The 21,777-nt window shown below is 57.1% G+C and carries 24 protein-coding genes; 19 read left to right on the forward strand and 5 right to left on the reverse strand.

Annotated elements, in window-relative coordinates; translation table 11 throughout:
• Positions 1-451: 451 nt before the first annotated feature.
• The 18 genes from AC14IB_RS08875 to AC14IB_RS08960 all read left to right on the forward strand — a co-directional run bounded on the left by AC14IB_RS08875 (position 452) and on the right by AC14IB_RS08960 (position 15,399).
• The gene (locus AC14IB_RS08875; protein ID WP_068860002.1) at positions 452-1,414 is read left to right on the forward strand and encodes an RluA family pseudouridine synthase; all 963 of its coding nucleotides are present in this window, start codon (positions 452-454) and stop codon (positions 1,412-1,414) included.
• A complete protein-coding gene (locus tag AC14IB_RS08880) occupies positions 1,407-2,075 on the forward strand; it encodes an HAD family hydrolase (protein WP_484231537.1) in 669 nt (222 codons plus the stop codon). Before AC14IB_RS08875 ends, AC14IB_RS08880 begins: the two co-directional genes overlap by 8 nt.
• Before the next feature lie 36 nt (positions 2,076-2,111).
• Entirely contained in the window at positions 2,112-3,089 is a 978-nt protein-coding gene (sppA, locus tag AC14IB_RS08885; protein WP_484231538.1) for a signal peptide peptidase SppA, read from the forward strand.
• Between the two features lie 59 nt (positions 3,090-3,148).
• Positions 3,149-3,703: a YceD family protein gene (locus AC14IB_RS08890; protein WP_484231539.1), complete on the forward strand. Its 555-nt coding sequence runs from the start codon at positions 3,149-3,151 to the stop codon at positions 3,701-3,703.
• Positions 3,704-3,760: 57 nt separating this feature from the next.
• Positions 3,761-3,943 (forward strand): 50S ribosomal protein L32, encoded by a 183-nt coding sequence (rpmF, locus tag AC14IB_RS08895; RefSeq protein ID WP_484231540.1) that lies wholly within the window; start codon positions 3,761-3,763, stop codon positions 3,941-3,943.
• An 8-nt stretch (positions 3,944-3,951) separates the two neighbouring features.
• A complete protein-coding gene (gene plsX / locus AC14IB_RS08900) occupies positions 3,952-5,007 on the forward strand; it encodes a phosphate acyltransferase PlsX (protein WP_484231541.1) in 1,056 nt (351 codons plus the stop codon).
• A gap of 67 nt (positions 5,008-5,074) precedes the next feature.
• Positions 5,075-6,007 carry an ACP S-malonyltransferase gene (gene fabD, locus AC14IB_RS08905; protein ID WP_484231542.1) on the forward strand — a complete coding sequence of 311 codons (933 nt, stop codon included), beginning with the start codon at positions 5,075-5,077 and terminating at the stop codon, positions 6,005-6,007.
• Positions 6,008-6,037: 30 nt separating this feature from the next.
• On the forward strand, positions 6,038-6,787 hold the full coding sequence (gene fabG, locus AC14IB_RS08910; RefSeq protein WP_484231543.1) for a 3-oxoacyl-ACP reductase FabG: 750 nt from the start codon (positions 6,038-6,040) through the stop codon (positions 6,785-6,787).
• A gap of 136 nt (positions 6,788-6,923) precedes the next feature.
• Positions 6,924-7,163 carry an acyl carrier protein gene (acpP, locus tag AC14IB_RS08915; protein ID WP_022956365.1) on the forward strand — a complete coding sequence of 80 codons (240 nt, stop codon included), beginning with the start codon at positions 6,924-6,926 and terminating at the stop codon, positions 7,161-7,163.
• A 148-nt stretch (positions 7,164-7,311) separates the two neighbouring features.
• Entirely contained in the window at positions 7,312-8,550 is a 1,239-nt protein-coding gene (fabF, locus tag AC14IB_RS08920) for a beta-ketoacyl-ACP synthase II (protein ID WP_484231544.1), read from the forward strand.
• A gap of 17 nt (positions 8,551-8,567) precedes the next feature.
• A complete protein-coding gene (gene pabC, locus AC14IB_RS08925) occupies positions 8,568-9,383 on the forward strand; it encodes an aminodeoxychorismate lyase (protein WP_484231545.1) in 816 nt (271 codons plus the stop codon).
• Positions 9,380-10,396, forward strand: a complete 1,017-nt coding sequence (gene mltG, locus AC14IB_RS08930; RefSeq protein ID WP_484231546.1) for an endolytic transglycosylase MltG — start codon at positions 9,380-9,382, stop codon at positions 10,394-10,396. Before pabC ends, mltG begins: the two co-directional genes overlap by 4 nt.
• Positions 10,397-10,403: 7 nt before the next feature.
• Complete coding sequence (tmk, locus tag AC14IB_RS08935) at positions 10,404-11,054, forward strand: dTMP kinase (protein ID WP_484231547.1); 651 nt, start codon at positions 10,404-10,406, stop codon at positions 11,052-11,054.
• Positions 11,051-12,073, forward strand: a complete 1,023-nt coding sequence (gene holB, locus AC14IB_RS08940) for a DNA polymerase III subunit delta' (RefSeq protein WP_484231548.1) — start codon at positions 11,051-11,053, stop codon at positions 12,071-12,073. Before tmk ends, holB begins: the two co-directional genes overlap by 4 nt.
• Positions 12,063-12,857, forward strand: coding sequence for a TatD family hydrolase (locus AC14IB_RS08945; RefSeq protein WP_484231549.1), 795 nt, complete (start codon positions 12,063-12,065; stop codon positions 12,855-12,857). Before holB ends, AC14IB_RS08945 begins: the two co-directional genes overlap by 11 nt.
• Positions 12,858-12,914: 57 nt before the next feature.
• A complete protein-coding gene (locus AC14IB_RS08950; RefSeq protein WP_484231587.1) occupies positions 12,915-13,544 on the forward strand; it encodes a TetR/AcrR family transcriptional regulator in 630 nt (209 codons plus the stop codon).
• A 176-nt stretch (positions 13,545-13,720) separates the two neighbouring features.
• Positions 13,721-14,467: an electron transfer flavoprotein subunit beta/FixA family protein gene (locus AC14IB_RS08955; RefSeq protein WP_068859986.1), complete on the forward strand. Its 747-nt coding sequence runs from the start codon at positions 13,721-13,723 to the stop codon at positions 14,465-14,467.
• Between the two features lie 2 nt (positions 14,468-14,469).
• Positions 14,470-15,399 (forward strand): electron transfer flavoprotein subunit alpha/FixB family protein, encoded by a 930-nt coding sequence (locus AC14IB_RS08960; RefSeq protein WP_484231550.1) that lies wholly within the window; start codon positions 14,470-14,472, stop codon positions 15,397-15,399.
• Between the two features lie 87 nt (positions 15,400-15,486).
• Here the strand turns inward: AC14IB_RS08960 and AC14IB_RS08965 are convergent, their stop codons facing one another.
• Together AC14IB_RS08965 and AC14IB_RS08970 are read right to left on the reverse strand one after the other, a co-directional pair.
• A complete protein-coding gene (locus AC14IB_RS08965) occupies positions 15,487-16,299 on the reverse strand; it encodes a hypothetical protein (protein WP_484231551.1) in 813 nt (270 codons plus the stop codon).
• Between the two features lie 68 nt (positions 16,300-16,367).
• Entirely contained in the window at positions 16,368-17,393 is a 1,026-nt protein-coding gene (locus AC14IB_RS08970; RefSeq protein ID WP_484231552.1) for an AraC family transcriptional regulator, read from the reverse strand.
• 109 nt (positions 17,394-17,502) lie between these two features.
• Between AC14IB_RS08970 and AC14IB_RS08975 the strand changes: the two genes are divergently transcribed.
• The gene (locus AC14IB_RS08975) at positions 17,503-18,429 is read left to right on the forward strand and encodes a metal-dependent hydrolase (RefSeq protein WP_484231553.1); all 927 of its coding nucleotides are present in this window, start codon (positions 17,503-17,505) and stop codon (positions 18,427-18,429) included.
• A 73-nt stretch (positions 18,430-18,502) separates the two neighbouring features.
• On the opposite strand, the gene AC14IB_RS08980 is transcribed toward AC14IB_RS08975, so the two are convergent.
• The 3 genes from AC14IB_RS08980 to AC14IB_RS08990 form a co-directional block, all read right to left on the reverse strand.
• Positions 18,503-19,711 (reverse strand): fatty acid desaturase family protein, encoded by a 1,209-nt coding sequence (locus tag AC14IB_RS08980; RefSeq protein ID WP_484231554.1) that lies wholly within the window; start codon positions 19,709-19,711, stop codon positions 18,503-18,505.
• Positions 19,712-19,723: 12 nt separating this feature from the next.
• The gene (locus AC14IB_RS08985) at positions 19,724-20,839 is read right to left on the reverse strand and encodes a ferredoxin reductase (RefSeq protein WP_484231555.1); all 1,116 of its coding nucleotides are present in this window, start codon (positions 20,837-20,839) and stop codon (positions 19,724-19,726) included.
• 87 nt (positions 20,840-20,926) lie between these two features.
• Entirely contained in the window at positions 20,927-21,427 is a 501-nt protein-coding gene (locus tag AC14IB_RS08990) for a YgjP-like metallopeptidase domain-containing protein (protein ID WP_484231556.1), read from the reverse strand.
• Positions 21,428-21,777 lie beyond the last annotated feature (350 nt).

A 21,777-nucleotide genomic window follows, 5' to 3' on the forward strand; every position in this document is an offset into this window, starting at 1 on the left:
AAAGGCATCATATCGATGCGCTTTCAATCTCGTACACGCCAAGCCAAGTGAGCTCTACGTGTCATCCTTAATTCTGTTGTGAGCGAGAAGCACGGGTTCGGGGTGTCCGACTCGGGTGCTTACCGCTGGTGACCTGATCAAAATGACGAGATCAGAGCCGCTTTTAAATTCTTGCCTGCGCGCAAAATCACGATGCGGCGCGAGGTTTTATTCTGGCGACAGAGTCGTCGCCTCGGGGGCTGGGTGGCGGAGGTGCATGGGGCGGCGGTCATCCTGAGCGACGAAATATCGTCGTCACAGGGACTCAGCTCAGTTGCGTTTCCTGCCAAGCAGCAGTCGCTTTGCTTTATCATGCGGCCATCGACAAACGGTCTTCAATGGCAAGCGACTCGCTAATATAGCAGTCATCTTCCGTCAAGGCCAATGGCCCGGAATTAATACAGGACAGTTCATGTCAGATTTACCGCACGTTCCCGACGCACCGGCCGTAAAAATGCTCACGGTAGATGAGGCTTATGCAGGCCAGCGCCTCGACAACTATCTCATCACCGCACTCAAGGGACTGCCCCGTACGTTGGTGTACCGCATTGTTCGTACCGGTGAGGTGCGGGTTAATAAAGGCCGCACTAAAGCAGATTACCGGGTGCAGGCTGGCGATGTGATTCGCGTGCCGCCCTTACGCATGAGTGAAGAAAAGCCAGCTGCCCGCCCGACCAGCAGCCTGCAAAAACTCTTGAAAAGCCGCATTGTTCACGATGAGGACCATTTATTAGTCGTAAATAAGCCGGCGGGTTTAGCCGTGCATGGCGGCAGTGGTATCTCCATTGGTTTGATTGAGGCGCTACGGTCACTTAGGCCGGATGCGACAGCGCAGTTAGAGCTCGTGCATCGCCTGGACCGGGATACTTCGGGTTTGACCATGGTGACGGGGCATCGCGCCTTATTGAGAGCGCTACATGCCCAGCTTCGCGATGGCCAGATGGATAAACGCTATGTCGCGCTGTTGTCCGGGCGCTTAAGCGGAGCCAAGCATCGCGTTGAAGCGCCACTGTTAAAGGTCGAAAGCCCGAACGGCGAAGCGGTGGTGCGCGTATCCCGTGATGGCAAAACAGCCATTACGGTCTTTACCGTGTTGGAGCGTTTTGCCGATGCCACCTTGGTTGAAGCGCATCTGCTCACCGGCCGCACGCACCAAATCCGTGTTCATGCTCAGCATTTGGGTCATGCCTTGGTAGGGGATGATAAGTATGGTCGCGACGACGTTAACGCACGTTTTAAAGCGAAAGGCTTGTCGCGACTGTTTTTGCATGCACGGGATCTGCGCTTGACCCTGCCCTCGGGGAAAAAGTTATCGCTACATGCGGATGTTGATGAAGACTTTGAGCGGGGTTTAGAGGTGTTACGTCGTGCTTGATCGCAACAGTACTCGCTTTGATTTAGTCATTTTTGATTGGGACGGCACGCTCATGGACTCGCTGGCGCAAATTGTGCGCAGCGTAAAGCTCGCAGCCTTGGATTTAGGTGTGCCGGAGCCCAGTGATGCGGCTGCGCGTGACATTATTGGCCTGGGTCTGCCCGAAGCCATGCAAGTGTTGTTTCCACAAGTTCCCGAAGTTGAGCGAGAGGCGTTGCGTCACCGCTATGCGCATCATTTTGTTGCGGGCGTAGGTGGGCATAGTCAGCCCTATGCGGGTGCAGAGGCACTGTTACAGCAGCTAAGTGGCGCGGGGCGTCAATTAGCCGTGGCCACAGGAAAAAGTCGAGCGGGCTTGAATCGTGTCCTGGCGCATGCCGGTTGGTCATCGTATTTCAGTGCCACGCGTTGTGCTGATGAAACGGCCTCCAAACCTAACCCACTCATGCTCAGGGAGCTGTTGTTGGAATTACGAGTGCCCTTGGAGCGCGCGGTGATGATTGGCGATACGCACTATGACCTAGAAATGGCGCAACGTTTAGGCATGCCATCCATTGGTGTGAGCTATGGCGTTCATAGCGCAGAGCGGCTTGCAGAGCATGCGCCGATTGCGATTTGTCAGGATATGTCTGAGCTGGCATCCACGTTGGCTGCGTTATAGTCATTCAAACGTTTTAGTCTTGAGAAGGGGTGTTGCATGTCGGATTGGACGGGTAATCGAAATCAAGAGCCGAAAGACTGGGCACTTATTGAAGCCTTTATAAAAGCGGATCTCGATGATCGTCGGCGCAGTGCGCGCTGGCGCTGGCTGCGTCGCGCATTATTGCTGGTCATTGTGGCGGCTCTGGCGGTCAGCTTTTTAAAAGATGAAGCTGGCACATCGAGTGCATTCGGTCCCCACACCGCGGTAGTGTTTATTAATGGCCAAATTGCTGGCGATAGCCCAGCGAATGCTCAAAGCATTAACGACTCGCTCGCCGCCGCATTCGAGAGCACAGAGGCTAAGGCGATTGTGCTGAGTATTGATAGTCCTGGCGGCAGCCCGGTTCAGGCCGACGAGGTATATCGCGAGATTCGCCGACTGCGTAAATTGCATGCCGATACGCCGGTGTACGCTGTCATTGGCGATACTGGCGCTTCTGGGGCGTATTACATTGCCGTGGCTGCCGACAAAATCTTTGTAAATCCGTCCAGTTTGGTCGGTTCCATTGGCGTGATTATGCCGGGCTTTGGTGTGCCCAATTTGCTGCAGAAGCTCGGGGTTGAGGATCGCACGCTGACCGCAGGCGAGCATAAAAATCTGCTTAGTCCCGCTCGGGCTGTGGATCCGGTAGAGCGTGAGCATGTGCAGAGTGTTCTCGATGCCGTTCACCGACACTTCATTACGGCGGTGAAAGCCGGTCGTGGTGCTCGGTTAAGTAATAATCCGGATCTCTTTTCGGGTTACTTCTGGAGCGGTGATCAAGCCATTGCCTTGGGCCTAGCGGATGCCGTGGGTTCTGTGGCCTCCGTCGCCCGGGATGTGGTTAAGCACGAAACGCTGGTTGACTATACAGAGGTGCAAAATCCACTAGATTCGGTGTTGCGCCGCTTGGGCAGTCAGCTCGGTAAATCTCTTGGGGCGGCTTTCAAGCAATCCGTGACGGAAACTTCGCAGGCTCCGCGTTTACAGTAGCGGGCAACGAGCGCTTTTCCTTTGACAGCGCGCGGGTGAGTCCGTATCATCCCGCGCCTATGTCAAAGACCCATTCGCCGCAGTTGCTGCCGCAAACTATGTTGCCGCACTATGTTGATCCCGGCAAAATGGCCGAACAGTCTGCACAGCTGGTGTTGCGTACGCCGCTGGCAGCGTTCAAGCGTTTGGGCGAAGTCACTTTAGGTGACGCGGGTGAGGTCAGCGTGCAGTTAAAGTTTCATCGCGATACACGCGGTGTGCCTAATGTGCGCGGTGTCATCACGGCAACGGTTGAGCAGACCTGCCAGCGTTGCATGAACGCCGTGACAGTTCCGCTTCAGGCGGATGTGAATGTGTTTCTGCTGAATGATGAGGTGTATGCCGATCGGCTCAGCGAAGACGATGATTATGTGGTGTTTGAGGATGATCGACTCGATTTGCTCGAACTCATAGAAGATGAGCTCATCATGTCGTTGCCTATAGTGGCGCGCCATGAAGACTGTCAACCGCAAGCGGCGTTGACAGTGTTGCCGGAAGCCGACGACGAGCCCATGCCGAAAAAAGAAAACCCGTTTCGTGTGTTGGCTGGCTTGAAGCCGTCAGACACGGAGTAATGTGATTTAACCCGACTGCGGTGACGCAGCCAACCAGTGTAAGTGCCGGAGTAGACCATGGCCGTTCAACAAAATCGTAAGAGCCGTTCCCGTCGTGACATGCGTCGTTCGCATGACGCCCTGAATGGCCCGACCCTCAGCGTCGATCAAACCACGGGTGAATTGCACCGTCGTCACCACGTGACCAAAGACGGTTTCTACCGTGGTCACCAATTGTTCGGCGCGAAAGACGAGGCCTGATACGCGCCATGCGTATCACCGTGGCGGTGGATGTGATGGGCGGTGACTTCGGTCCCTCCGTCACAGTCCCCGCCGCATTGCAGGTTCTGGCTGAACAGCCTGACTTGCATCTCCTCCTGGTAGGCGATGAAGCACAAATAGTGCCGCTCATCGCCTTCAGCGCTTATACGCCTCGTGCACGTATTGAAATCGTCCACACCACGGAATTTGTCACCATGAGTGACAAGGTCTCTGTGGCCTTGCGCAATAAAAAGCAATCCTCGATGCGGCTGGCGATAAATGCCGTGCGTGACGGCCAAGCTCAGGCTTGCGTGTCTGCGGGCAATACCGGCGCGCTGATGGCCATCGGTCGGTTTGTGCTAAAAATGCACGCTGGCATTGATCGTCCCGCCATTATGACCGCCTTGCCGACTCAAACGGGCCATGCCCACATGCTCGACTTGGGCGCCAATGTTGATTCTGAGCCGCAGCACTTGTTGCAATTCGCTGAAATGGGCGCACTCGTGGCACAAGCCTTAGATGGTCATGACCAACCTCGCGTGGGCCTTCTCAACATTGGCGAAGAAGAAATTAAGGGCAATGACTTCATTAAAGCCACGCATGAATTGTTGCGGGCATCTTCCCTAAATTACATCGGCTATGTGGAAGGCGATGGTATTTTTCACGGCGATGCCGATGTGGTGGTCTGCGATGGTTTTGTCGGCAATATCGCGCTGAAAAGCTCCGAAGGTGTGGCGAAAATGATGGCGGCTATGATTAAGGCGCAAATCAATCGCAACTGGCTGACGAAGCTGCTCGGACTGTTGGCCTACCCCATTTGGCAGGGTTTAAAGCGGGAAATGGATCCGGGCCGTTATAACGGTGCCAGCTTGGTTGGACTGACCGGTATTGTGGTTAAGAGCCATGGCAGTGCTCAAATTGACTCCTTCGCACAAGCGTTGCGGGTCGCCATTAAAGAAGTTGAAACGGATATTCCTGCGCTGCTTGCGCGCCACTTTAGCGCGGCTGAACACGCCAAAAGGGCGCTTTTGTTGGCCACAGAATCGCCAGTTGAGACGGTCTAAGGCGACTTCTCGCGCACTTTTAGGCTAACCTCAGTACCGTTTCGAATTACTTCGCAAGGATTTCTTGATGACAACGGCGTGGGTTTTCCCTGGTCAGGGTTCGCAAGCCATCGGCATGTTGGCAGATTTAGCAGCAGAGTTTGCAACGGTTCAAGAGACCTTCGCCGAAGCATCGGCGGCATTGGGTAAGGACTTGTGGTTGCTAGCTCAGCAGGGCCCGGAAGCAGACATTAATGCGACGGAAAATACCCAGCCATTATTGCTCACAGCTGGCATTGCGGTCTGGCGTACGTGGCTGACGCAGGGTGGAGCCAGTCCTCATTACGTGGCAGGCCATTCCTTGGGTGAGTACACCGCGTTGGTGGCTGCCGGGGTTTTGTCTTTAGCCGATGGCGTTAAGTTAGTCGCCGAGCGCGGTCGCTTAATGCAAGCCGCCGTGCCTGCGGGACAGGGCGCTATGGCAGCTATTCTCGGGCTTGAAGATGCGCAGGTGGTAGTCGCCTGTGCTGAGGCCGCTCAAGGCGAGGTGGTGTCGGCTGTAAACTTTAATTCCCCAGGGCAAGTGGTTATTGCGGGGAGTGCCGCCGCCGTGGATCGCGCCATGGCGGCGTGTAAGGCAGCCGGCGCTAAGCGTGCGCTGCCCTTGCCGGTGAGTGCGCCGTCCCATTGCGCGCTGATGTTGCCTGCCGCTGAGAAACTGGCTGCGCATCTACAGTCACTGACCTTTCATACGCCCGTCATACCAGTTGTACAGAATGTGGCCGCGCGAATTGAGGCGGGCCCCGTCGCTTTGCAGGAGTCCCTGATCGCGCAGCTGCATAGTCCAGTACTGTGGTCGCAAAGCGTGCAGTGGTTAGCCGAGCAGGGCGTGATGCGATTTATAGAGAGCGGCCCAGGTAAAGTATTGACGGGCTTGAATAAACGCATCGCGAAAGAGGCCGAGCATGTCTCGGTGGAGTCCGCCGAAAGCCTAAAAGCGGCTTTGGCGCTGACGGAATAGACTGAACACCATTAAATTAAGGATGGCCTGATGGAAAAGTCATTACACGATAAGGTGGCCCTGGTGACGGGTGCGACGCGTGGCATTGGGCGTGCTATCGCACTAACCCTGGGGCGCGAAGGTGCTACCGTGATTGGAACGGCAACCACGGACGCGGGAGCGGCCAGTATTACGCAGGCATTAGCAGAGGCAGGCATTCCAGGTCGGGGTGTGGTGCTGGATGTTGCCGAGTTGAGCAGCATTGAGACCGTGTTAGCGCAAATTTCGGAAGAATTCGGAGCGCCGCTTATCGTCGTTAACAATGCCGGTATTACACGAGATAACCTCATGCTGCGCATGAAGGAAGAGGAATGGCAGTCGGTGATTAACACGAACCTAACGGCCATTTTCCGTGTCACCAAGGCCAGCTTGAAGGGCATGACCAAAGCGCGTTGGGGCCGTATCATTAACATCAGTTCGGTGGTCGGTTCGATGGGCAATGGCGGTCAGGCGAATTACGCTGCTGCTAAAGCCGGGCTAGAAGGGTTTGGGCGTGCTTTAGCCGCTGAAATTGCGTCACGCAATATCACGGTGAATGCGATTGCGCCAGGATTTATCGAAACCGATATGACTCAGGCCTTGCCTGAAGCGCAGCGGGAAAAATTGTTGACGCAGGTGCCCGCAGGGCGTTTGGGTCAGCCACAGGACATTGCAGAAGCGGTGGCTTTTTTGGCATCGGAGCGTGCGGCTTACGTCACAGGCACGACACTGCATGTAAACGGCGGCATGTACATGGCCTAGACCGGCCAGTCATCCATTACCTATTAACTTGAAATAACTACTTACGGTTTGCTGGGCAGGCGGAGCTTGCCACCTACGGGACGCTTCAATACACTTGCGGCGACTTGTCGGCAGTCCGACATCAAAGGAGATAAACGTGAGCACGATCGAAGAGCGCGTCAAGAAAATTGTCGCTGAACAACTGGGCGTTAAGCTGGAAGAAGTGACCAACGAAGCCTCATTCGTCGATGATCTGGGCGCTGATTCGCTGGATACCGTTGAGCTGGTCATGGCACTGGAAGAAGAATTCGAAACTGAGATTCCAGACGAAGAAGCTGAAAAAATCAGCACAGTTCAAACCGCGATCGATTACGTGACCGCGCACAGCAAGCAGTAATTGCTGCTGTAAAAAAAACCGCAGGTGCGCTTGGCGTATCTGCGGTTTTTTTATGCCTAGGGGATTGCAATCTTGTTGTCATGGTCATCTAGTCGTCACGAATTGGTAACATGATGCGAGTTGGTTAAATGGTGCAAGGGGATTTGTCATGATGTCGCGGCGTGTAGTGGTCACTGGCTTAGGCATGTTGACGGCTTTGGGCTCGTCGGTTGAAAAAACATGGGCGGGTATTCTGGCGGGCCAAAGTGGTATTCGTCCGATTGATCATTTTGATGCCTCGGCCTTCTCCACCCAGTTTGCCGGCACCATCACGGACTTTGTCGTGGAGGACTATTTGCCGGCAAAAGAAGCTCGCCGGGTAGATGCATTTATTCAATACGGTTTAGCGGCGGGTCAACAGGCGCTGCTGGATTCAGGGCTGGTCATTAGCGAGTTGAATGCCGATCGTGTGGGTGTGGCGGTGGGCTCCGGCATTGGTGGGCTAACCACCATTGAAGATGGGCATCGCAGTTTGTTGGAAGGCGGGCCGCGTAAAATTTCGCCGTTTTTTGTGCCGGGCTCCATTATCAATATGGCGGCAGGTCTGTTGTCGATCCGCCATGGCCTGAAGGGGCCTAACTTTTCGGTGACCACCGCGTGCACCACGGCAACGCATTGTATTGGTTTAGCCGCGCGTTTAATTGCCAGCGGAGACGCTGATGCCATGCTCGCTGGCGGTACGGAGAAAGCCTCTACGCCGCTTGGTCTTGGAGGCTTTGGAGCAGCTCGGGCATTATCCACCCGTAACTCAGACCCAACCCTGGCCAGTCGACCGTTTGATAAAGACCGTGATGGCTTTGTGCTGGGTGATGGGGCCGGTGTGCTCATGTTGGAAGAATATGAACATGCCCAAGCTCGCGGTGCGCGCATTTATGCCGAGCTTATTGGCTTTGGCATGAGTGGCGATGCGTTTCATATGACGGCTCCGCCAGAAAACGGTGCCGGTGCTGCATCTGCAATGGCCAATGCCCTGCGAAATGCCGGTATTCGTCCAGATGAGGTGGATTACATTAATGCCCACGGCACATCGACACCGGCCGGTGATGTGGCCGAGTCGCAAGCTATTCTGCAGGTGTTTGGCGCTCATGCCGAAAAACTCGCCGTGAGTTCAACGAAATCCATGGTGGGGCATTTATTAGGTGCTGCTGGCGGTGTGGAGGCGATTTTCAGTGTGCTGGCGCTGCGCGACCAAATCGCGCCCCCCACCATCAATTTAGACCATCCGGATCCGGCCTGTCCCCTCGATTATGTGCCGCATAAAGCGCGTGCGATGAAGATGAATGTGGTGCTGTCGAATTCGTTTGGCTTTGGCGGGACGAATGGCAGCCTGCTGTTCCGCCGCCTGTGACTCAGACCAGCGCAAGTATGTCGACCCAAATTTGGTATGGCGATGAGGCCGTGTCGCATTGGGCAGCAGATGATCGCGGCATCGCCTACGGAGATGGCCTGTTTGAAACTTTGCGGGTAGAAGCGGGTCGAGGTGTCTTGCTGGCGGGGCATCTACAACGTCTCCAACAAGGCTGCTTACAGCTCGGCATTCCCTTTCTCGCGAGCTGGCCGCAACGAATCGCTGATGCGCTTGCCACTGGCAAGACAGGGATCTTGCGCGTGCAGGTCACACGCGGGCGAGGCGCGCGCGGTTATCAGTCTCCCCCCGTGATGACGCCGGGCTTTGCCTTAAGCTGGCATGAGCGGCCCCAATATCCTGCGCAATATACTCAGTGGGGCATTCGGGTCGCGGATGCACCCTTTGCCCTGGCCTCGCAGCCCGCATTGGCAGGCATTAAGCACAGTAACCGGCTGGAGCAGGTCCTATTGAGAGATGCTCTGGCAACACAGCCGCAGTGCCAAGAATTGGTGGTATGCAATCAAGCCGGCGAAGTCGTGGAGGGTGTTTTTTCTAACCTGTTCATGATTCGCGCAGGCGTGCTCCTGACCCCACCAGTCACTCAATGCGGCGTTGCCGGTGTGTTGCGTGAGGCATTGCTGGCAGATGCCCCTTTGCCGGTGGAAGTCGCCACGTTGACCCCCTCAGACCTACTGGCCGCCGATGAAGTGTTTTTTGCCAACAGCGTGATGGGCATATGGCCGGTTGCCACTTATCGCGAACGGGCTTGGCCTGTGGGCGAATACACCCGACAATGCCAAGCTCACACCGCCCCTTGGTTTGCTCCTGAATGAATGCTGCCCGATCACGAAAAACGCCCGCGCCTCGCACACCCCGTCGCTTAAGACTGTTTTGGGTGGTGTTCGTGTTGTTGGCAATCCTGCTCTATCGGACCGTATTGCAATCATTTGAATTGCCCCCTCAGGGCTATCGCCTGAAAGTGCCGCGTGGCAGCAGCTGGATCCATGTGGCTGAACAATTGGCAGAGCAAGGTTTTATTACGTCTGCGATGAGCTTGCGTGTCTGGCTCATGCTCCGGCCCGGTGAGGAAGTGTTGCGGTCTGGCGTTTTCGTCTTACGCCCGCCCATGACACTGGATCAACTGGTTCAGCGCTTGGCCGAAGCACCCGATGGCACGCAGCCATTGGTGCTTATTGAGGGCGAGCGCTTTAAGGATTTACGTAAAAAGTTAGCGGATCGCGAAGATGTGCGCCAAGCCATGAGCTCGTTGACCGATGCAGAAATACTGGCCGCCATTGGGGCGGAGGAGAAGCATCCGGAGGGCTTATTTGCGCCTAACACCTATGTCATTGAAGAAGGTGAGCGCGATCTGGATATTTTGCGACGGCTGTATCAGCGGCAGAAACGGATTCTCTCGGAAGAGTGGGCAGGACGTCAGTATGGCTTGCCCTATAACAATGCCTATGAAGCCTTAATCATGGCGTCGATTATTGAGAAAGAGACCGGTGTGGCCGAAGAGCGTGCGCAAATTGCTGGGGTGTTTGTTCGTCGCTTGCAAGTCGGAATGCGCTTGCAGACCGATCCCACCGTGATTTATGGCGTGGGTGAGCGCTATAAGGGCGACATCACGCGGGCGCATTTGCGCGAAGACACTCCGTATAATACCTATCGTCGTGCTGGGTTGCCGCCCACGCCTATTGCTAACCCAGGGCGCGCTGCCATTCATGCCGCACTTCATCCAGCCGAGGGCGACGCCTTGTTTTTTGTCGCCACCGGTGACGGGCGCCATATTTTTTCGGCCACGCTCGCCGAGCATAATCGCGCGGTTAACCGCTACCAACGCTGAGCTATTCATGACTGATTTGATGTCTCGCTTTATCACCCTGGAGGGTGGCGAAGGCGTGGGAAAATCCACCCAAATCGCTGCCATCGCAGATTTTTTGCGCGCTACTGGTGATGAGGTAGTGGTGACTCGGGAGCCGGGTGGCACGGCTTATGCCGAAGCATTACGCAGTTTATTACTGACGCCGCGTGAAGAAATTGTTACGCCCTCGGCCGAGCTGCTCACATTGTTTGCTGCACGCGCCCAGCACTGGCACGCTCTGATTCTGCCGGCCCTGAAGCGAGGCGCTTGGGTATTGTCCGATCGATTTGTGGATGCCACCTACGCCTATCAAGGTGCAGGTCGTGGCTTACCTGTGGCTGATATTGCCGTGCTTGAGCGTTGGTTGCTGCAAGGGCATCAGCCGGGCTTGACCTTGCTCTTAGATATGCCGGTTGCCGAGGGCATGGCGCGCGCACGTGCCCGCTCAGCCTTGGATCGTTTTGAACAAGAGCACGTAGATTTTTTTGAGCGAGTGCGTGTGGGGTATTTGGCTCGGGCTGAGGCCGACTCGCAACGCATTCGCTGCATCAATGCCGCCCAGCCCTTACTGGCTGTGCAGACCGATGTACTGACCATTGTGCGCGCTTACTGTGCAGAAAAGACGGGGTCCGCCATATGAGCGCCATCTATCCTTGGCAAGCGGGTTTGTGGCAATCGCTTTGCCATTTAAGTCAGCAGAAGCGTCTGCCGCATGCTTTATTGCTGGCAGCTCCGCAAGGTTTGGGTAAGGCCCATTTTGCTCGCCAGTTTGCCGCTTGGCGGTTATGCGAACAGCCCAGTGCCGACAGCGTTTGTGGCGTATGCCGTAGTTGCCAATTACTGAGTACAGGCCATCACCCCAACTTACTCTGGGTCAGCCCCGATGAGGACGAGGAAAAGGGCACTAAGGCCAGCAAAGTCATCAAAGTTGCCCAGGTCCGCACGGTGGTGGAGTTCGCTACGCAATCGGCTCATCGCCAGGGTGGTCAACGCATTGTAGTGATCGAGCCGGCAGACGCTTTGAATACCGCATCCGCCAATGCCTTGCTCAAGACCTTGGAAGAGCCAGGGCGCGATACCTTATTTTTGCTGCTGACCGACAAGCCCGCCGCCCTGTTACCGACCGTTCGCAGTCGTTGCCAATTACTGCCAATGCCTTTGCCCGCGCCCGCACAGGCACTGGCATGGCTCAGTACACAGGTGCAACCGCCGGAAATGGCGGAAACTTTGTTGGAGCTGGCGCGGGGTGCGCCGCTGGCGGCTGCGGCGCTACAGACGCAGCCGTGGTTTTCTGCCCGCGCCGATCTGCTGGTGGATTTGCTGGCGGTCGCACAGTCTCGGCTAATGCCCCTGCAAGCCGCACAGCGCTGGCAAAAGCTTGACGCCAATGAACAGGCCTTAGCATGGCAAAGCCTGCTCGACGATGCGGTGCCGGGGGCGATGGTTGCCGACTATCCCACGCGTCACAGTGATTTGCGTACGGATATGGCCGCGTTACTGGCCGCCGTTTCGGCACAGGCATTGCTTAATACGCTGTATGAAGTGGTAGAAGCGCGCCGCCTGCTGGGCACCAGCGTGCAACCGCAAGCTATTCTGGAAGGGCTCTGGTTGCACTGGGGTCGAGAAACGCGTCAAAAACGAGGTTCACATGCTGGTTGATAGTCACTGCCATCTCGACTGCTTAAAGCTCGACCGTCACGGCGGTTCCTTAAATGCGGCGCTGGATGCGGCGCGTGCGCGAGGTGTTGGGCACTTCCTGTGCATCAGCATTGAGCTGGAAAAGTTCGATCAGATTCGTGCCATTGCGGAAGCCCATGACGATGTCTATGCCACGGTGGGCGTGCACCCCTGCCATACGCACTCGCACCAGCCTACGGTCGATGAGCTGCTGGCACTGGCGCAGCACCCGAAAGTGATTGGCATCGGTGAGACCGGTCTCGATTACTTCCACGATGCCTCGACCCGCGAAGCACAGCAGGCCTTGTTCTCAACCCACATCGAAGTGGCGAAACGCACTGGCAAGCCCTTGATCATCCACACACGCAATTCGCGGGACGATGTGCTAGCACAGATGCGTCATGAAGGTGCCGAGCGGGCGGTCATGCACTGTTTTACCGAAGATTGGGCCACCGCTGAGGCCGCTTTGGATCTGGGTTATTACATCTCAATTTCGGGCATTGTGACGTTCCCGAAAGCATTGGAGCTGAAAGACGTGGCCAAGCGTATTCCCTTGGACCGCTTATTGATTGAAACCGATGCGCCGTATCTGGCGCCCGCCCCCAATCGTGGCAAGCCCAATGAGCCGGCGTTTCTCGCGGACACGGCAGCCTATATTGCGGCGCTGCGGGGGCTGAGTTTGGACGCTCTAGCGGAGGCTACGACGCGCAATTATCAGGCCGCGTTTCGTCTGGACACGCTACCGATACGTGCGCTGGCAAGTTAAACTTCCGTCTTGATATATCGCCGATCCGGCGGTGAATGAGGAGCAAAAATGACTGATCTGGCGCGAGCAACGCAAAAAGCCCGTGAGTTTCGTCAACGTGAGCAAGCCATTCTGGATTGTGCGCAAGAGTTATTCATTGAACACGGTGAAGACAAAGTCACCGTGGAAATGATTGCGGACAAAGTCGGCATCGGCAAAGGCACGATTTATAAGCACTTCGAAACGAAAAACGAAATCTATTTGCTGCTGATGATTCGCTACGAAGAAGTCTTGGCCGACCTTTTTCGCCGTATTGATATCTCGCAAGACAAACAATCGCTGGTCCGCGAGTACTTTACCTTTCGCGTCCGCGATGCAGACCAATACCTGCTGTTTGATCGCCTAGAAAGCAAGCTCGTCGCCGATAAGGTCGTGCCAGCGCTGATGGAAAAATTGCACGCCATTCGCGCCGCAAACTTTGAAAAGCTCTGCGCGATGGTGAATGGCCAGATTAAAGCGGGCAAATTGGCCGATGTGCCACCGCAATACCATATCGCCGCGGCGTGGGCGCTGGCCCACGGAGCTTCGGCACTAACGAAGTCCAGCTTCTACGCTGATTTCATCGGTGAGCAAGAGCCCTTCCTCGATTTTCTGCTGAATGTGGCTGTTCGCATGGGCAATAAGCGCGTGCTGGGCATGTCCAGTTAATGTGATATCGCCCTCATAGGCATATATGTCAGGCTTGAAGTGCCGTGCGGTTATTGACCGGAACGGCCTCAGGCGGCAAGATAGCCAGCCTTTTAGGGGACTCCACCAGCGCAATGGTGCTGGCTGGGTTCTCTGGCTGAACTCTTATTCGTTCATCAATGTAAGCTGAGGATTCCATGAAGGTTCTGGTAGCTGTCAAACGCGTTGTCGATTACAACGTAAAAGTTCGCGTGAAAGCGGACAAGACGGGTGTTGAACTCGCCAACGTAAAAATGGCGATGAACCCGTTCTGCGAAATCGCGGTCGAAGAAGCCGTGCGTCTGAAAGAGAAGGGCATTGCCACTGAAATCGTGGTAGTGTCTGTGGGTCCAACCAATGCTCAAGAGCAGCTGCGTACGGCCATGGCCCTCGGCGCTGATCGCGGCATTCTGGTTGAAACGGCTGATGCCGAGCCTCTCGCCATTGCCAAGCTGCTGAAAGCCATTTGCGACCAGGAACAACCTGGTTTGGTCATTCTGGGCAAGCAAGCCATTGACGGTGATAACAACCAAACTGGCCAAATGCTGGCTGCTTTGGCCGGTTACGCTCAAGGCACCTTCGCCTCCGTGGTTAAGGTTGATGGCAATAAAGCGCAAGTAACGCGTGAAGTTGACGGCGGTCTGCAGACCGTTGAGCTGGCACTGCCTGCAGTGGTTACCACTGACCTGCGCTTGAACGAACCACGCTACGCCTCGCTGCCAAACATCATGAAAGCTAAAAAGAAGCCACTGGATGTTAAGTCCCCGGCGGATTACGGTGTTGATGTTTCCCCGCGCGTGAAGACTCTTAAGGTTGAAGCACCGGCCGAGCGTTCCGCTGGTATCAAGGTCAAGACCATCGAAGAGCTGGTCGAAAAGCTGAAGAACGAAGCGAAGGTGATCTGATCATGGCTATTCTTGTTATTGCTGAACACGACAACGCCGTCGTTAAGGGCGCCACTCTGAACACGGTTGCTGCGGCCAAGGCTATTGGCGGCGACATCCATGTCTTGGTTGCTGGCTCCGGCTGTGGCGCTGCTGCCGCCGCTGCTGCCCAGATCGCTGGTGTGAGCAAAGTATTGGTTGCTGACAACGCCGCCTATGCGCATCAGCTCGCTGAAAACGTGTCGTTGCTCGTTGCCGAGCTGGGCAAGGGTTACAGCCACATCCTGGCGCCTGCTACCAGCAACGGTAAGAACACGCTGCCACGCGTCGCTGCACTGTTGGATGTTGCGCAAATTTCGGAAATCTCCAAAGTGATCTCTGCTGACACCTTCGAGCGTCCGATCTATGCCGGCAACGCCATTGCCACCGTGCAGTCCTCGGACAGCATCAAGGTCATCACCGTACGCCCAACAGCTTTCGACGCCGTTGCTGCTACCGGTGGTTCGGCATCGACCGAAGCCGTTGCTTCCGCTCAGAACGCTGGCACGTCCTCGTTCGTGAACGAAGAGCTGGCTAAGCTCGATCGTCCAGAGCTGGCCGGTGCCAAGATTGTTGTTTCTGGTGGCCGCGGCATGGGCAACGGTGACAACTTCAAGATCCTCTACACCCTGGCTGACAAGCTTGGTGCTGCCGTAGGTGCTTCGCGCGCTGCCGTCGACGCCGGCTTCGTGCCGAACGACATGCAAGTCGGTCAGACCGGTAAGGTCGTCGCGCCACAGCTCTACATCGCCGTTGGCATTTCCGGTGCCATCCAGCATTTGGCGGGCATGAAGGACTCCAAGGTGATCGTTGCGATCAACAAGGACGAAGAAGCGCCGATTTTCTCCGTTGCCGACTACGGCATCGTAGGCGATCTGTTCGACCTCGTTCCGCAGCTGGAAAAGCTGGTCTAATCGACCACTAATCTACGCTGACGAAAAGGCCGCTCCGGGTAACCAGGGCGGCCTTTTTCATGGGCGACGGTGTTGCAGCGCAAGGGTTCAGCTACCGCGCAGCCCCACTTTCATATCCAGTCGGCCACTCTGCACGCTCAAGTCTTTGACCTCGATCTGATTGACCAGCTGATGCAACCAGTCCTGACTTTCCTGCAACAGGTTTAGGCCGGGCAGGATGTTGCGGTCACCGAGGCTGACCAGTTTTTCCATGAACCAGGAACGATTGTTGAGAAAATCGATCATGCCGGCCTCGGCCAGATTCAGTCGCCACTGTTTGATGCCTTCGCGATGCAAACCGGGAATATGGCTGACGATCTGCTGCGTGAGCGATGGCAAGGGCAGCTTACTGGCGAGCTGAAATGCGCTCTGGCCAAGATGGCGGGTGGCCCAGTTCACCAGCATCGGCGCTTGTCGCCATTGCACATCAAGTGCCTGGTCGAGCTGCTGGAAGCGCATGAACGGCGTGTCGCCGGTTAGCTGGCATTCCTTGACCGCGACCGACAGCGTCAGCGTGTAGACCATGCGCTGGAAGTGGCCGTCGAGCTTGATGTCGAAGCGGTTCGGCAGGCAATCGACCTGGATGTAGTCGATGTGCGGGTTGTCCTTCAGGCGAGCGCGTATCTGCTGATTGAGCAGGGCTTCGGGCAAGGGCAGGGTGAGTGTGGAGTGACGCAGATAGCGTTGCGCCAGTGCCATGGCGGTATCACGTGTGCCTTGAGAGGCTTTGCCAACAACCTCCTGCACGCCTACCACGGTTGAGCCTAGGGCCTGTTTAGCGAGATCGCGGGCGGTGCCAGCGGCCAAGCCAGCAAGGCCAAAGGCCTGGTTCAACGGGCTGGATTTTCTCTCATCTGCCATGATGCATTCGCTCTTCGTGTGTCTAGGGAGTTATACACAAGCGAATCCGCCGAGGGCAGGGTGCGGGGCTAACTGCCCGACGGATTGCGTCTGTAGAGACCGGGTGTGGTGCCGGTCCAGCGCTTGAAGGCGCGATTGAAGTTAGCGACATCGGAGTAGCCGAGCTGTTCGGCGATGCGCTCCTGATTCTGCCGTGGGTCGTCCAGCAGCAGGATGGCTTTTTGCCGGCGCAGGTCTTCGAGTATGTCGGTGAAGGTGGTGCCTTCGAGTGCGAGCTGGCGCTTCAGCGTGCGCTCCGACATGTGCAGGTCGCTGGCCACGGCTTCAACACCGCGAAAGCCTTCGTCCTCGCGATAGATCAGCTCACGTACCTGGCGCACGAAGCGGTTGTGCAGGCCGATCGCGACCAGTTCGCGTTCGCATTGCTCCACGGCCAGCTGCATGGAGGCGGCATCGGCCATGACCAAGGGCAGATCGAGGTAGGCGGCATCGAAGGAGATGCGGTTGCAGGACTGTCCGAACGTGATTTGCGCGGGCAGGATGTAGCGGAACTCCTCGAAGCGCGGGTTTTCGGGGATGTCGATGTCGGCTTCACCGAACAGGGTTTCGCCGGTGATCACTTGGGCCATCTGCCCGAGGCCAACCATGAGGGCGGCGACGGCGGTATCCCGCAGGGGCTGCTGAGTCAGTGCCGTGTCGAGATACAGGTGGGCGATGTCGCCCTCGCGCTCAAGACGCAGGGCAAAGCCCATGATGCGTAGGCTGATAAAGCGCTCCACCAGCTCCAGCGCCTGCGCCACGGTATCGGCCGTCATGGCGGCGAAGCCGATAAAGCCGTGGCTGGACAGTTTCATCTGCATGCCGATGTAGAACGGCAGGCCGGGCTCGTTGGTCAGCTCCAGTGCCTGCTCGTAAAGCGCGTTCATGGTTTCCAGCGGGACGCGTGTGGTTGGTGAGGTCAGTGTCTGGCGGTCAAGACCCAGGGGCGTGAGCAACGCCTCTTCGTCGATGTGCCAGCGTTTCAGGACATCGAGCAGGAGCAGTGCGTAGGCGGCGGGGAGACCGGGTGTGGTATCAGCTGCAGATCGTGACATCAGTGAATGGCACATAAGGATAAGAAGTTGTCCCAAAATAACCTGCTACTGGCCGCCGGTCAAAGGCACAGTCCATCTCGCCCTATATGTATTTTTCTGGAGAGGCAAAATGACTTCACTGAACACGACTGCTATTGCTACTGCTGCCGCTACGACTGTGCCCGCGTCGGATGCTCCGCGTCAGCCCCTGGGTGCCAAGGTCGGTATTCCGCCGCGCCGTGTGGCCATGAACTTCGACAAGTCCGACGCTGGCTACTGGTACGCCGATAGCCCGTTTCTGACCTATTTCTGGTCGGCATTCTCGGTGCTGTTGCCGGAAGGCGAACAGTTCTTTGTGGAAGCGGTGCGTCACTACCGTAACCAGATCACCGACGAGAACCTGAAGGCCGGCATCTCTGGCTTCATCGGCCAGGAAGCGCTGCACACGCAGGGCCATGAAGTGCTGAATCAGTTCATCAACGACAAGAACCTGCCGGCGCATGAACTGGAAGCCCAGCTCAAGTTCCTGCTGGATAACGTCGCGAAGATTCATCCGCGCCTAAACCTGGCGGCAACGATTTGCCTCGAGCATTTCACGGCCCTGCTCGGCGAGCAGCTGTTGGCCGAAACAGACCACCACATGAGCGCGCATGAAGATATCCGCCCGCTGTGGATGTGGCATGCGTTGGAAGAGACCGAGCACAAGGCCGTGGCCTGGGATGTTTACGAGCAGACCGGCGGTGGTTATGTGTTTCGTGCCGGCACCATGGTGATCACCACGGCGATTTTGGGTGCTGTGATGACCTATGCCACGGGTCGTCTGCTCGTTGCCGATGGCAAGCTGTTCAATGTGCGTGACAATGTGAAGGGTATGCGTGCGCTGTTCGGTCGTCAGGGTCGCATGACGCGCCTGTTGCCGAAGTTCCTGGACTTCTTCCGTCCGGATTTCCACCCGAACGATCACGACACCACGGCGCTGGTGGCTGAATGGCGTGAAAAACTGTTCGGTGCGAATGGTGAGCTGAACAAGCTGCTGAAGGGCAAAACCGTGCACTAAGCCTGCACTACTGAAGTTTTAGCCGCCCTGATGAGAGTCAGGGCGGTTTTTTTTCGGCTGTGATTTATGGGGTTCAGGCCCTCGCGATCTTCTGCTCCGTCGATCCCCCCGGAAACGACATGCGTGTGAGCTTGATCAGCGTGGTGCCGAACTGGCGCGTGAGCGAGCCCTTGTTGTAGGGCAGGCCATAGCGCGCGCACAGGGCTTGCACGCGCTGCGAGATTTCCGGGTAGCGACTGCTCGGCAGATCCGGGAACAGGTGGTGCTCGATCTGGTAGCTGAGGTTGCCGGCGAACAGGTCAAAGGTGCGGCTACCTTTGATGTTGCAGGAGCTGAGCAGCTGCCGGATGTACCAGCGGGCACGGGTTTCGTCTTCGACCTGAGATTCGGTGAAGTTGTAGGTGCCTTCCGGGAAATGCCCGCAGAAGATGATGGTGAAGGCCCAGACATTGCGGATCAGATTAGCCACGACATTGGCCAGTAGCACATTGAGAAAGACCTCGGGCAGGATGTCTGGCGTGGGCCCGAGCACCGGGAGGTAGCCGCTGAGATGGATCGGGATGGCCACCAGCAGGCCGACCAGCGGCCAGGCGATGTAGTCTTTGCGCGCCTGCCGCCACATCTTGCGGCCGATATTGGCGAAGACCGAGGCGGTCTGGCTGAAGCTGCGCTTGCCGCGCATCCACTCGTCGACATGGTCGTCGTGCAGGGCCACGGCCCACTCGAACAGCATCATGATGAAAAAAACGTAAATCATTTGTGGCAGGAACAGCGGGTTCCATTTCTGCAGCGGCGTGACGCGCAGCACGCCGTAGCCGACATCGAGATCCTTGCCGACGACATTGGTCCAGGTGTGATGCACGATGTTGTGCGATTTCATCCAGGTGTCGGACGGGCAGGTGTTGTCCCATTCCCAGGTGCTGGAGTGGATGCTCGGGTCTTTCATCCAGTCCCATTGCGCGTGCAGGACATTGTGGCCGAGCTCCATGTTTTCCAAGATTTTGGCCATGCCGAGCAGCAGCGTGCCGATGCCGAACAGGCTGAGCATGACGGTCTGGCCGGCCCAGGCGTGTTGCCAGAGCGGGTGAAAGAACAGGCCGGCGAAGATGATCATGCGTGACACGAAGTCCATGCTGCGGTGCAGCTTGATGACGCGCAGGATGTACTTGCGATCTTTGTCGCCGAGGGCGTCGAGCGTGTCTTCGCGGATGGCGTCCATCTCGCGGCCGAACTCTTCCAGCTCGGCGTCGTTGAGGGCAACAGGCAGGGTATGGGTCTTCATGGCATCGCTCCCTCAGAGGTCAATTTCGCAGTCGCCGGCGGCGGCGCAGACGCAGATCTGGATGAGCTGGCCGGTTTCGTTGATGACATTGCCGTTGCGCAGATCGCGCACGCAGCCGGATTTGAGTGTGGCATCGCAGGTATGGCAGATGCCCATGCGACAACCGTGTGTCGGGTTCAGGCCGGCGTCTTCGGCGATGCGCAGGAGGTTGGTGGCGCTGTCGGCATCGACCGTGAGGCTGCTGCGGGCGAAGCTGACCTTGCCGCCAGTGGCATCCGCCGGGACCGCGCTGAAGGCGGCACGGAAACGCTCCAGATGGACATGGCGTGACAGTCCTGCGCTTTCCCAATTGGCTTTGATGGCGGCGAGCAGCGAGGCCGGGCCGCAGGCATAGACTTCGCGCTGACGCCAGTCCGGGCACAGCGACTGCAATTGCTCGACGGTGAAGCGGTTGTTGCCGGAGGGTTGTCCACCCAGCTCTTGCGTGAACACGAGCTTGAGCCGGTAGTGCGGATGTTTCTCGGCCAGCGCCTTCAGCTCCTGGCCGAAGATGACATCGTAGTCATGCGGCGCGTAGTGGATGTGCACGCTATGCGGCAGGCGGTCGCGCGCGATCAGGCTGCGCAGCATGCTCATGACCGGCGTGATGCCACTGCCGGCGCTGATGAACAGCGGCCGTACCGGAGTCGCATCGGGCAGGGTGAAGTCGCCTTGCGGCAGGCCGATGGGCAGGTAGCTGCCGACCTTGATCTGGCGCACCAGATGCGAGGAGATGCGGCCGCCCGGATGCGCCTTGACGGTGATGGTGATGCAGCCGTCATCGCGCTCAGGCGGTGACGAGATGGTGTAGGTGCGTGTGTAGTGCATGCCGCCGACCGGGATGCCGACGCGCACATGCTGGCCGGCGCGATGACCGCGCCAGTTCAGGCCGGGGCGCAGGGTCAGGGTGCGGGCATCGCGGGTTTCATCCCAGACTTTTTCCACGCGCGCCTGCAGCGCATGCGTGGTCCACAGCGGATTCACCAGCTCCAGATAATGCGAGGTGCGCAGCGGCCAGGCGAGCATGTCGGTGAAGTAGCTCAGGCGTCCGAACAGGCTGCCTTGCGGGGATTGCGGGCTCGGTTCCATGCTGCGCGTCTCATGCTGACCAGATGGTCATTTTGATAGCACATCGCTAGGCCGGCGTGTGTCGGTTTCCGATTAGCGGCCTGATCTTCAGGCCGGCAGAGATTGCCAAGTCAGGTGCAGACGCAGGTCGAATTCGAGCTGGGCATAACCCGGCGCCATGTGCTCGCAGAGCTGATAGAAGGCCTTGTTGTGATCGAGCTCTTTCAGATGCGCGAGCTCGTGTACCACGATCATCTTGAGAAATTCCGGCGGCATGGCTTTGAACAGCGAGGCGATGCGGATTTCGCGGCTGCTGCGCAGGCGGCCGCCATGGTTGCGCGATTGCCGCATATGCAGGCCGAGCGCGTTCTGAATGACATCGAGCTTGCTGTCGTAGCAGGTGCGGTCGATCGCGGGGGCGTTGCGCAGATACGTCTGCTTGAGTTCAGTGACATAGGCATGCAGCGCCTTGTCGGACTGGATCGTGTGGCGCTCCGGGTATTTTCGGCGCAGATAGTCACCGAGCTGACGGCTTTCGACCAGGCCAGCGACTTTCGCCAGCAAGGGTTCTGGGTATCCGCTCAGATAGCGCCAGTCCGGGTTCGACATGCTAAACAGTCCTCTTGGGATGGCTTTCACGAAGTTGGCATTGCGTATGCAAAAGCACTTACAGAGTGCCCTGAAAATCTGTCAAAACATTGACGGGCTAAGGCCAAGTGAGGTGCCCCATGTTACCGCTGACGCGCATTATCGATGCCAAATTCTGCCTTTGCATCTGTTTCATGAAAGGACTTTTTAAACTCATTGATGAGCTGGATCGAGAGGACATGATGGAAGTGCTGACGGAGGAGCAACGGGCTCGTTTAGGCTGGTGGGATTATCAGTAGCGTAAAGTCACTGGCATTATTCAATTTTGTGGCAGTGACGACCAGTTCGCCTCCGTTATGATGGTGCGTCTA

The organism is Perlucidibaca sp. (genome assembly GCF_057084925.1).